This window comes from Aeromonas sp. HMWF014 (assembly GCF_963878295.1).
Taxonomy (GTDB): Bacteria; Pseudomonadota; Gammaproteobacteria; order Enterobacterales; family Aeromonadaceae; genus Aeromonas; species Aeromonas popoffii.
On record NZ_CAWNYS010000008.1, the window covers coordinates 1 to 11131 of the forward strand.

Here is an 11131-nt window from a genome sequence, read left to right on the forward strand (position 1 = left end):
GAGTCGATTGCGACCGAACCCGAGCAGGGCCTCGCCCCCGCACCGGCTCCGGCCGGGGCCGACCCCAAAAAGGCAGCCATTGCCGCCGCCATCGCTCGCGCCAAGGCCAGGAAAGCGGCGCACGCTGCGGATGAAAACGTCGCCGAGCCTGACGCAGGTGACGTCGCGGACGCGGATACCCGCCAGACCACAGCACAGGTACAGGTCGTTACTGACGCCGATCCCAAGAAAGCGGCCATTGCCGCCGCCGTGGCCCGCGCCAAGGCCAGAAAGCTGGCTGCTGACGCCGCGCTGCAGGCATCCCCTTCTTCATCGACCGACAAGAGCCACTGATCCATGTTCAATATCGCGAGTGCGCCGTTTGCCCATAACCGCAAACAGACCCAGACCCTGATGTTGCTGGTGATCCTGGCTTGCCTGCCCGGCCTGCTGGCCCAGATCTGGTTCTTCGGCTGGGGTTCCCTTATCCAGATCCTGCTGGCGCTGGTCACTGCGCTGGGTGCAGAGGCATTGGTGCTCAAGTTGCGCCGCCGTCCCATCAAGCCCGCCCTGATGGATGGCAGCGCGGCGCTGACCGCCGTGCTGATCGGCCTCTCCCTGCCTCCCCTGCTGCCCTGGTGGATGCTGGTGCTCGGTACCGCCTTTGCCATCATCATCGCCAAGCACCTCTACGGCGGGCTGGGTCAAAACCTGTTCAACCCGGCCATGGTGGCCTATGTGCTGCTGCTGGTCTCCTTCCCGGTACAGATGACCAGCTGGCTGCCGCCGTCGGGCATAGCCGCCTATGGGATAAGCTTCGGCGATGCGGTGTCCGTCATCTTCACCGGCTTCAGCCTGGACGGCTACAGCATGGCGCAGCTCAAGCAAGGGGTGGATGGCCTCACCATGGCCACCCCGCTCGATACCTTGAAGACCGGGCTGACCCAGGGGCTCACCGCTGGCGAGGTGATGACCCACGCCGTGTTCGAGGGCTGGGGAGGTATCGGCTGGAGCTGGGTCAACCTCGGCTACCTGTTGGGCGGCCTGTTCCTGCTGCAACAAAAAGTCATCAACTGGCGCATTCCGGGAGCTATTCTGGGCTCCTTGCTGCTGGCGGCAACCCTGGGTTATCTGATGACGCCGGATGCCACCGCCACCCCCATGTTCCATCTGTTTAGCGGCGCCACCATGCTGGGGGCCTTCTTCATCGCCACCGATCCGGTGAGCGCCAGCACCACCCCTCGTGGACGTCTGGTCTACGGCGTGCTGATCGGCGTGCTGGTCTACCTCATCCGTCGCTTTGGCGGCTACCCGGACGCCTTCGCCTTCGCCGTGCTGCTGGCCAACCTCTGTGTACCGCTGATTGACAGCCTGACGCGCCCCAAGGTCTACGGAGCCCGCCGCAAATGAGAAACATCCTGCGGATAACCCACCTCTGCGTGGCCACGCCAAACGACCAACTGACACGCCTCAGGGGAGATGGAGCACGTCGTACATGACCCTGGCGCAAACCCCACTCTCAGGAAAGATCCAATGTTAAAGAGCATGCGCAAAAATGGCGTCACCCTGGCGCTGTTTGCCCTGGCCTGCACCGCCGTGGTGGTGCTGACCAACGAGCTGACCCGTGACCGGATCGCCCATCAGCAGCAGCTGGAGAAGCTGCGCACCCTTTCGGCCCTGTTGCCGGAGGGGAGCTATGACAATGATCTGGTGGCCAGTTGCAAGCAGGTGCAGAACAGGAGGTATCTGGGCAGCGATCAGGCCATGCCGCTCTACACAGCGACCCTGCGGGGCGAGATCACCGGCTATGCGCTGGAAACCGTGGCCCCCGACGGCTACAGTGGGGCCATTCGTCTCATCGTCGGCACAGATGCCAAGGGTAACGTCAGTGCGGTACGGGTGCTGGCCCACAATGAGACACCGGGCCTTGGTGACAAGATAGAATTGAAGAAATCGAGCTGGATCAACAGCTTTTCTGACAAGTTCCTCAACCACGACAACGAGGCAAGCTGGGCGGTGAAGAAGGATGGCGGTGAATTCGATGCCTTCACCGGCGCCACCATCACCCCCCGCGCCGTGGTCAAGGCGGTGAAGAACCTGCTGCTGTTACAACAGGAGCACCCTGAATTGCTGCGGGATGCCCCCTCCTGTGACCCCACCCCATAACACCGGAGCACAAGCCATGGAACAAGTCGATGTGATTGACGGGCTGAGCCCGGTCAGCGAGGGCAATGGCCGTCGTGAAGAGCTCAAGGAGCTGATGCTGCAAGGGCTGTGGAAAAACAACCCCTCCCTGGTGCAGGTGCTGGGGCTCTGCCCCACCCTGGCGGTCTCCTCCACCTTTACCAATGCGCTGGGGCTGGGATTGGCCACCATGGCGGTGCTGGTCAGCTCCAACCTCACCATCTCCCTGGTGCGCAACCTGGTGCCCAAGGATATCCGCATTCCCGTCTATGTGATGATCATCGCCGCCCTGGTGACCAGCGTGCAACTGTTGATGAACGCCTACACCTATGGCCTCTATCAGGCGCTCGGCATCTTCATCGCCCTGATCGTCACCAACTGCGTCATCATAGGCCGGGCCGAGGCGTATGCCTCCAAGAACCCACCCCTGCTGGCTACCCTCGACGGCTTCATGATGGGGCTGGGCTTTACGCTGGTGCTGCTGGTGCTGGGGGGGCTGCGGGAGATCATCGGCATGGGCACCCTGTTCGACGGTGCCGATCTGCTGCTGGGGGATTGGGCCAAGTCCTTGCGCATCGAACTGTTCCACGCCGACGCCAGCCTGCTGCTGGCGATCCTGCCTCCCGGCGGCTTCATCGGCCTGGGCCTGATGATCGCTGGCAAAAACGCCATCAACGACTGGCTGGGCCGCAAGCAGGCTGCCGACAAGGCACACGCCGACGTGCCGGCTGCGGTCACCCGCGCAACCCAGCTCTGAGACAAGAGAGAGCCATGAACAACCAGAAACGCAGGCTGATCCTGGAGCGGCTGCGGGACGACAATCCCCACCCCACCACAGAGCTCAACTTTCACTCGCCGTTCGAGCTGCTGATCGCCGTGCTGTTGTCAGCCCAGGCCACTGACGTGAGCGTCAACAAGGCCACCGACAAGCTCTATCCGGTGGCCAATACCCCGGCCGCCATGCTAGCGCTAGGGGTGGACGGGGTGAAGCAGTACATCAAGACCATTGGCCTGTTCAACACCAAGGCCGAGAACGTCATCAAAACCTGTGCCATCTTGCTGGAGCGTCATGGCGGCGAGGTACCGGAAAACCGCGAAGCGCTCGAAGCCCTGCCAGGGGTCGGTCGCAAGACGGCCAACGTGGTGCTCAACACCGCCTTTGGCTGGCCTACCATCGCCGTCGATACCCACATCTTTCGGGTGTCGAATCGCACCGGCTTCGCGGTGGGCAAGAACGTGGATCAGGTGGAAGAGAAGCTGCTGAAAGTGGTGCCCGCCGAGTTCAAGCTGGACGTTCACCATTGGCTGATCCTGCACGGTCGTTACACCTGTCTGGCTCGCAAACCGCGCTGTGGTTCCTGTATCATCGAGGACCTTTGCGAGTACAAAGAAAAGGTCTACCCGGAGAGCTGAACACACGGTCCTGCACACCATGCGGCCACATTCAGTCGATCCGGGTTCTCCCTTCTTCTATCGAATATCAGTACAACGTAAATCCTATCTGGAGAGCCAAGTCATGAGAATCCTGCATACGATGTTACGCGTCGGCGATCTGCAACGCTCCATCGACTTCTACACCCAAGTACTGGGGATGAAACTGTTGCGCAAGAGCGAGAACAGCGAATACAAGTACACGCTGGCCTTCGTCGGTTACGGCGACGAGAAGGATGAGTCCGTCATCGAGCTCACCTACAACTGGGGCGTGAGCGAATATGAGCTGGGATCGGCCTACGGCCATATTGCGCTGGAAGCAGACGATATCTATGGCACCTGCGATGCGCTGCGTGCCGCCGGCGCCAAGATCACCCGCGAGCCGGGCCCGGTCAAGGGCGGCAAAACCGTCATTGCCTTCGTGGAAGATCCGGATGGTTACAAAATTGAACTGATCGCCAAGAAAGACACAGGCACAGGCCTGGGTGACAGCGTCTAAGGCATCGCCAAGACAAGATCCCCATAAAAAAGAGCGCCACAGCGCTCTTTTTCATTGAAGGGTCACCACCCATCAGATGGCGCCATTGCGCCCCATGTTGATCACCACACGTCGGTTCTTGGCGCGGCCACCTTCGGTTTCGTTAGAGGCGACGTGCCGCTTCTCGCCATGCCCCTCTACCGAGATCTTGCCGGGTTCGATACCCAGATCCACGAACACCTTCTTGATGGCATCGGCCCGCTTCTCGGAGAGTTTCTGGTTCGGCCAGCGACCGCCATAGCTGTCGCTGTAGGCGTCGATCACCACCACATCGATACTCTTGTCGACCTTCACATACTCACCGATCATCGCCAACCGCCGTTTGGAGGCCAGCGACAGCTCGTCGCTGTTCTTGTCATAGGTGAGCACGCTGAAGGCGATGTCATTGAAGCTGTATGGCAGCAGGCTGTTCAGGCAATCCACGAACGCCTGATACTTGACCCGGAAGTTGACCGAGGAGAGCGACACCCGCACCGGTCGATTCTGGCGATACCAATCGCGATACTGGAAGGTCGGCATGCGCCCCCCCTCAAGCTCGTCCAGCATGGTCCAGGCGGTCTGCCCCTCCACCAGGCCATCGAACTGCTGGTAGAAGCGCAGCTGGCTCACTTCCCGTCCGGCGATGCCGGGTCGCCAGACTGGTGGCATGATCCCCAGACTGACCGTCTGGGTCCGGGCCTGCTGGCGCAGCCCCTTGAGTTCAAAATCCAGATTGATCCGGCGGCTGGCCCGGCTGACGAAGGCTCCCGTACCCCAGTTGGGAATGGGGTGTTCGAGGCGGCACTCCACTTGCGTGTCCGAGGTCAGGCGCCAGACGGATTGATCCAGGCCGGCACCAAACTCGGTAACGCCCGCCTGTAACTGCATACTCACAGATATGCTGACCAACCCTAACATCCAAGCGTTCAACTGCCTGCCCTCCACACGATCTCACGTTAGGTATCGGCAAAGACAAAACAAGCTTTAGGGCAAACCACTCAGTGAGGTGCAGAACGCGCCATCAACTTGAAACTGGCAAGCCAGCAGATCCCGCTCGGCGCTGTTCTGCTGTAAGGTGTCCGAGTACAGACTATGGGCTTCGTACACCTCGCGTATGGTTATCACGGGGAGTGTATGTCGTCGGTGAGGTAGCGGTTGCACCTGCGTCGCCATCGTAAAACCGCGAAGCCAGCAACGGCAGGCAGACCACCGGCAACATCTTGTGCGCCACTCCCAGCGTCTTCATCGCGCTCCCTGACGTGGTCAATGATAAGCCCGCGTGTCGATAATAGAATCAGACACCTGTCTCATGGTTGCGGATGAGGGACAAGGGCCGGCTTTTTTGCCATAATGCCGCCTCATTTCACGCCGACCGAGATACCATGACCGACGCTGTTCACACCCTCAAGGGCCGTTTTCGTGGCTTTTACCCCGTCGTCATCGATGTTGAAACCGCCGGGTTCAATGCCAGAACCGACGCCTTGCTGGAAATCGCCGCCTATACCCTCAAGATGGATGAGGATGGCTGGCTTCTGCCCGACCAGATCTTTCATTTTCACGTCGAGCCATTCGAAGGCGCCAACCTGGAGAAGGCGGCGCTGGAGTTCACCGGCATAGATCCTTTCAATCCACTACGCGGTGCCGTCAGCGAGAGAGAAGCGCTGACCGAGATTTTCAAGGGCATTCGCAAGGGGATGAAGGAGCACGACTGTGGCCGCGCCATCATAGTGGCCCACAACGCCACCTTCGATCACGGCTTCGTGATGGCCGCCGCCGAGCGCGCCGGCCTCAAGCGCAATCCGTTCCACCCGTTTGCCACTTTCGATACCGCCGCCCTCTCCGGTCTGGCACTGGGACAAACCGTACTGGCCAAAGCGTGTCAGAGCGCCCGCATCCCGTTTGACAATAAAGAGGCGCACTCCGCCCTGTATGACACAGAACGCACCACCGAGCTGTTCTGTCACATCGTCAACCGCTGGAAGAGCCTGGGTGGCTGGCCACCGGCCCATCCGGATGATGCCCCCGCCGACGACGACGCGAGCGAATAACCGGCACGAGCAATAAGCAAGAAGGCTGCCCTGGCAGCCTTCTTCTATTGGGTTGGCGAGATCAATCTGGTTTGACCAGAATAGCGAAATCAGGGCCATACAAAGCCGTTTTTCACCCCCACACCCACCTTGGCCCCCCGGGTCAGCCGGGAATGCTGCCAATAGGCATTTTGCCTGATTTTTTACTCGACATTTGTCACATTTTTCGCAAACTAACGGCCTTTCACATGACAGACAGCTACACAATCCATAAGGAAATCAAATGAATCCTGTTGTTATCGCGGTTGCGCTGATGCTGGTGCTCAGCCTGCTGCGGATCAATGTGGTGGTCTCCCTCTCCATCGGCGCCATCGTCGGCGGCCTGATCGGTGGACTCTCACTGCAGGAGACCCTCAGCACCTTTACCGGTGGTCTGGGTGGCGGCGCCGAAATCGCCCTCTCCTATGCCATGCTGGGGGCCTTTGCGGTCGCCATCTCCCGCTCAGGGATCACCGACCTGCTGGCCCGCAAGGTGATCAGCCAGTTGGGCAAGGATGCCAGCAGCTCTCGCATCCTCTGGGTCAAGAGCCTGCTGCTCACCTCAGTGTTGGCGGTCTCCATCTCCTCCCAGAACCTGATCCCGGTCCACATCGCCTTCATTCCTATTCTGATCCCGCCGCTGCTGCACGTCATGGCCCAGATGCAGATCGACCGCCGTCAGGTGGCCTGCGTCATCACCTTCGGTCTGACTGCGACCTATATGCTGTTGCCGGTCGGTTTTGGCGGCATCTTCCTCAATAACATCCTGGCCAAGAACCTGATCGACAACGGCGTGCCGGTCGAGCACGGCCAGCTGCCACTGGCGATGGCCATTCCGGTACTGGGCATGTTCATCGGTCTATTGATCGCTGTCTTCATCAGCTACCGCAAGCCACGCCAGTATGACATGGGCAAGATCCTGGCCGCCGAACCCGAATCCGTCGAGCTCAATCTCAACCACATCTGGGTGGCCCTGCTGGCCATCGGCGTGGCTCTTGGGCTGCAGTTGATGACCAACAGCATAGTGCTGGGGGCGCTGGCCGGTTTTGTCATCTTCACCTGCGGAGGGGTCATCAAGTTTCGCGAGAGTCAGGACGCCTTCACCCAAGGCGTGCGCATGATGTCCCTCATCGGCTTCATCATGATTTCGGCCGCCGGCTTCGCCGCCGTGATGAAGGCGACCCACGGGGTGGAGAGCCTGGTGCAGTCCGTCTCCGCGGTGATCGGGGATCAAAAGGGCCTCGCCGCCTTCCTGATGCTGCTGGTTGGCCTCTTGATCACCATAGGAATAGGCTCCTCTTTCTCCACCGTGCCCATCATAGCCACCATCTATGTGCCGCTGTGCATCCACCTCGGCTTCTCGCCCATGGCCATCATAGCCCTGGTCGGTACGGCCGGCGCACTGGGGGATGCGGGCTCCCCCGCCTCCGATTCGACGCTCGGCCCCACCTCCGGCCTCAACGCCGACGGCCAGCACGACCACATCTGGGACAGCGTGGTGCCCACCTTCATCCATTACAACATCCCGCTCATCCTCTTCGGCTGGATTGCTGCCATGGTGCTCTGAGCCACCGGACAAGATAGATGCAGACACGCAAAAGGCGACCTCAGGGTCGCCTTTTTGTTGTCCATCATGTGCGACCCGTCCTCCAGCCTGGGCTTGACGCGGGTATCCTGCTGGCAGGCGCTAGCTTGGATCGGGATAACAATCATATGCCCTGGCCTGTGTCACAGCCGTTTGCTGGCTTGCCCCAACACTGGCGTTACAGACTGGAGGACAGAGGCAGAGGCAGAGGCAGAGGCAGAGGCAGAGGCAGAGGCAGAGGCAGTCTGCTGGCTCTCCCTGGCGAATACCATCCCGGCCGCTTGAACGGGGCCAGTCCCCCTAGCCAGCCACATGACAGGCAACAAAAAGGCCGCTCATGATGAGCGGCCTTTTAATCAAGACTATCAGGACTTAGCTGTCGCGGCGCTTGTTGCCACCGAACTTGCGATCCTTGTTGAAGCCACCTTCACGGCGCTCCCCGCTCTTGTTGAACGGGCGGTCACCGCTGGGGCGACGGTCCTTGTTGAAGGGACGATCGCTACGCGGAGGACGGGGGGCGGTGTTGCTGCCAGCCGGCACTTCGGTATAGCGGGTGATCATCAGCGGACGCTGACAAACACGGGCTTTCTTGATCACTTCCAGTACATCAGCGGTCATGCCTTTCGGCAGATCGACGGTGGAGAAGTCATCGGCGATGTCGATGTTACCGATGAAACGGCTCTCGATGTTCGCTTCGTTGGCGATGGCACCCACGATCTGGCCCGGCTTGACACCGTGATGGGCACCCACGTCTACGCGGTAACGCTCCATCTCTACGTCAGGATTGTCTTTCAGCGGACGCGGCTCGAGGGACGGCATGCGACGGGCAGGACGATCGCCACGGTCGGCAAAGTCACGACCACCGTCACGGCGTTCGAAGTCACGGCCACCACGATCGTTGCTCGGGTTGAACTGCGGCTCAGGGATGGAGTCATCCAGGAGCAGCGGTTGGTCACCCTGCACCAGCTTGGCCAATGCGGCAGCCAGCTCCAGCGGATCGGCAGAATCTTCTTCGATCAGCTCATTCACCAGGTTGTGGTAGATCTCAAGCTCTTCGCCCATCATGGTTTCCCGGATGCGCTCTTTGAACTTGGTCATGCGGTGCTGGTTGATGTCCTCGGTGCTCGGCATCTTCATCGGCTCGATGGCCTGACGAGTAGCGTGCTCGATGGCGCGCAGCATGCGGCGTTCACGGGGAGCAACAAACAGGATGGCCTCACCCTTGCGACCTGCACGGCCGGTACGACCGATACGGTGTACGTAGGATTCGGTATCGTACGGAATGTCGTAGTTCACCACGTGAGTGATGCGCTCAACGTCCAGACCACGGGCGACAACGTCGGTGGCGATCAGAATGTCCAGCTGGCCTTGACGCAGCTTGTCGACGGTACGCTCACGCAGCTTCTGCGGGATGTCACCGTGCAGCGCTTCACAGGCGTGACCACGGGCGGCCAGTTTGCCAGCCAGCTCTTCGGCAGCGTTCTTGGTGCGCACGAAGACCAGTACAGCTTCGTACGGCTCGACTTCCAGCAGACGGGTCATGGCATCCAGCTTGTGCAGACCGGTTACCTGCCAGTAGCGCTGGCGGATGGTCGGTGCAGTGGACGTCTTGGTGATGATCTTGATCTCTTTCGGCTGCTTCAGATGCTTCTGGGCAACACGACGGATCTGGTCCGGCATGGTGGCAGAGAAGAGCGCAACCTGACGAGTGCTCGGGCACTGCTCCATGATCCAGTCCACGTCGTCGATGAAGCCCATACGCAGCATTTCATCGGCTTCGTCCAGTACCAGGGCTTTCAGGCCGGAGAGGTCCAGGTTCTTGCGACGGATCAGGTCCATCACACGGCCAGGGGTACCGACGACAACCTGAGCACCACGACGCAGGGCGCGGGTCTGGGTTTCGTACGAGGAACCACCGTAGATGGGCAGGACATGGAAGTCCGGCATGTGCTTGGCGTAACGTTGGCACGCCTCGGCAACCTGCAGCGCCAGTTCACGGGTCGGTGCCAGCACCAAAACCTGGGTATTGCGGTTACCAGCTTCCAGACGAGACAACAGAGGCAAGGCAAAAGCAGCGGTCTTCCCTGTACCGGTTTGCGCCTGCCCCAGCAGATCGTGTCCCGCCATCAGGTGGGGAATTGCTGCGGCCTGGATCGGTGACGGGCGCTCATAGCCCACGTCCTGCAGCGCTTTCAATACAGGCGCGGCCAGTCCAAGCTCACTAAAAAGGGGCAGTTGTTCGGTATCAGACATAGATTCTTCCAGATTAAGGCAGGCGGCTAAGCACCGCGGAATAGCAAAAAGGCGGCGATTATAGCGCCACTTTGTTCTGCTGTCTTGAAAAATGTGATAAGCCTCTCAAGACGTTGGCAATTATAGAGGGATCTTGCGACTATGGCTTGCTTATTTTGCACGCATGGTGCGTTATTGCAGATCACTCCTCGCTGGAGTCCTTGCCCCGCTTGTGTTTGAGCACTGCCATGGTCAATCGACTGGTACACAATAAACGCCCACGTTCGTCCCGCATTTCAATCTGCCACACCTGGGTCGTTACCCCCAGATGCAGTGGCGAGCAACGCCCTGTCACCACCCCTTCCCGCTTGGCCCGCAGGTGGTTGGCATTCACCTCCAGTCCCACGCAGTAGCTGTCCGGTCCGACCGCCATATTGGCAGCCAGCGACCCCAGGGTCTCCGCCAGCACCACGGACGCACCGCCATGGAGCATGCCAAGGGGCTGATGAGTGCGGTGATCCACCGGCATGGTGGCCGCCAGCCAGTCGGGGCCAAAGGCCGTGTAGACGATGCCCAAGTGGGCCATCAGGGTGTTGTGGGAGCTGGCATTGAGCCCCTCCAGGCTCATGGGCTTGCGCCAGATAGCGCTGTTTTCTTGACTCATGACGAGCAGACTCCTTATGTGATCAACGGGTTATACACGAGCAATGTCGGCGAAAAAAGTCAGAAAAAAAGATGCCCCGATCAGGGGGCATCTTGCCAAGCCAGGCCCTGATGCCGGACTCTCACCAGGGATAGGTCACGCCGGGCCATTCGGCCCAAGGCAGATCGCGCCCCGGCAGCCAAGGCTCGGACCAGTGCCACACCTTGCCAAGCCATACCCGCAGCTCGGCTTCCAGTTCAGCATCGGTGAGGGATGCCTCGGCCACCTTCCAGAAGAAGAGCTCCACCGCCACCTCCGGCAGGACCGAGGGGTAGAGATAGACCCCGCCCCAAAATTGCGGCTCCCGATCCGGGCTCCAGAGGCCATAGGCAAAGGAGCGCTTGGCCAGAAACTCGGACCGCTGCCACTCCAGATCCCCCTCGTGCTGGCTCAGACTGAACTGGGCAGAAGGCCAGACGTCATCCGGGCGAAAC

The 11131-nt window shown here is 60.4% G+C and carries 11 protein-coding genes and 1 pseudogene; 8 read left to right on the top strand and 4 right to left on the bottom strand.

Annotation, left to right across the window (positions count from 1 at the left end):
* The 6 genes and pseudogenes from AAC083_RS00115 to gloA all read left to right on the top strand — a co-directional run.
* Nucleotides 1–333 (top strand): annotated as a pseudogene (locus AAC083_RS00115) (electron transport complex subunit RsxC); the annotation flags it as partial.
* 3 nt (nucleotides 334–336) lie between these two features.
* Entirely contained in the window at nucleotides 337–1389 is a 1053-nt protein-coding gene (rsxD, locus tag AAC083_RS00120; protein ID WP_108535608.1) for an electron transport complex subunit RsxD, read from the top strand.
* Between the two features lie 123 nt (nucleotides 1390–1512).
* The gene (gene rsxG, locus AAC083_RS00125) at nucleotides 1513–2145 is read left to right on the top strand and encodes an electron transport complex subunit RsxG (RefSeq protein WP_108535609.1); all 633 of its coding nucleotides are present in this window, start codon (nucleotides 1513–1515) and stop codon (nucleotides 2143–2145) included.
* 16 nt (nucleotides 2146–2161) lie between these two features.
* Nucleotides 2162–2920, top strand: coding sequence for an electron transport complex subunit E (locus tag AAC083_RS00130; RefSeq protein WP_042036711.1), 759 nt, complete (start codon nucleotides 2162–2164; stop codon nucleotides 2918–2920).
* Nucleotides 2921–2934: 14 nt separating this feature from the next.
* Complete coding sequence (gene nth / locus AAC083_RS00135) at nucleotides 2935–3576, top strand: endonuclease III (protein WP_108535610.1); 642 nt, start codon at nucleotides 2935–2937, stop codon at nucleotides 3574–3576.
* Between the two features lie 103 nt (nucleotides 3577–3679).
* A complete protein-coding gene (gene gloA / locus AAC083_RS00140; protein ID WP_108535611.1) occupies nucleotides 3680–4093 on the top strand; it encodes a lactoylglutathione lyase in 414 nt (137 codons plus the stop codon).
* A 72-nt stretch (nucleotides 4094–4165) separates the two neighbouring features.
* Here the strand turns inward: gloA and AAC083_RS00145 are convergent, their stop codons facing one another.
* On the bottom strand, nucleotides 4166–5041 hold the full coding sequence (locus AAC083_RS00145) for a flagellar protein MotY (protein WP_181364610.1): 876 nt from the start codon (nucleotides 5039–5041) through the stop codon (nucleotides 4166–4168).
* A gap of 452 nt (nucleotides 5042–5493) precedes the next feature.
* Between AAC083_RS00145 and rnt the strand changes: the two genes are divergently transcribed.
* Nucleotides 5494–6159, top strand: coding sequence for a ribonuclease T (gene rnt, locus AAC083_RS00150; protein WP_181364611.1), 666 nt, complete (start codon nucleotides 5494–5496; stop codon nucleotides 6157–6159).
* Between the two features lie 262 nt (nucleotides 6160–6421).
* The gene (locus tag AAC083_RS00155; protein WP_042036704.1) at nucleotides 6422–7744 is read left to right on the top strand and encodes a Na+/H+ antiporter family protein; all 1323 of its coding nucleotides are present in this window, start codon (nucleotides 6422–6424) and stop codon (nucleotides 7742–7744) included.
* A gap of 390 nt (nucleotides 7745–8134) precedes the next feature.
* Here the strand turns inward: AAC083_RS00155 and AAC083_RS00160 are convergent, their stop codons facing one another.
* The 3 genes from AAC083_RS00160 to AAC083_RS00170 all read right to left on the bottom strand — a co-directional run.
* Nucleotides 8135–10015 carry a DEAD/DEAH box helicase gene (locus tag AAC083_RS00160; protein ID WP_108535614.1) on the bottom strand — a complete coding sequence of 627 codons (1881 nt, stop codon included), beginning with the start codon at nucleotides 10013–10015 and terminating at the stop codon, nucleotides 8135–8137.
* Nucleotides 10016–10196: 181 nt separating this feature from the next.
* The gene (locus AAC083_RS00165; protein ID WP_108535615.1) at nucleotides 10197–10658 is read right to left on the bottom strand and encodes a hotdog fold thioesterase; all 462 of its coding nucleotides are present in this window, start codon (nucleotides 10656–10658) and stop codon (nucleotides 10197–10199) included.
* 121 nt (nucleotides 10659–10779) lie between these two features.
* The coding region (locus tag AAC083_RS00170; RefSeq protein ID WP_108535616.1) for a hypothetical protein at nucleotides 10780–11131 on the bottom strand (352 nt) is incomplete at its 5' end.

Bases quoted from the DNA above. Each gene is read 5' to 3' on its own strand.
- rsxD (WP_108535608.1), top strand. From the start codon at position 337: ATGTTCAATATCGCGAGTGCGCCGTTTGCCCATAACCGCAAACAGACC.
- rsxG (WP_108535609.1), top strand. From the start codon at position 1,513: ATGTTAAAGAGCATGCGCAAAAATGGCGTCACCCTGGCGCTGTTTGCC.
- AAC083_RS00130 (WP_042036711.1), top strand. From the start codon at position 2,162: ATGGAACAAGTCGATGTGATTGACGGGCTGAGCCCGGTCAGCGAGGGC.
- nth (WP_108535610.1), top strand. From the start codon at position 2,935: ATGAACAACCAGAAACGCAGGCTGATCCTGGAGCGGCTGCGGGACGAC.
- gloA (WP_108535611.1), top strand. From the start codon at position 3,680: ATGAGAATCCTGCATACGATGTTACGCGTCGGCGATCTGCAACGCTCC.
- rnt (WP_181364611.1), top strand. From the start codon at position 5,494: ATGACCGACGCTGTTCACACCCTCAAGGGCCGTTTTCGTGGCTTTTAC.
- AAC083_RS00155 (WP_042036704.1), top strand. From the start codon at position 6,422: ATGAATCCTGTTGTTATCGCGGTTGCGCTGATGCTGGTGCTCAGCCTG.
- AAC083_RS00160 (WP_108535614.1), bottom strand. From the start codon at position 10,015: ATGTCTGATACCGAACAACTGCCCCTTTTTAGTGAGCTTGGACTGGCC.
- AAC083_RS00165 (WP_108535615.1), bottom strand. From the start codon at position 10,658: ATGAGTCAAGAAAACAGCGCTATCTGGCGCAAGCCCATGAGCCTGGAG.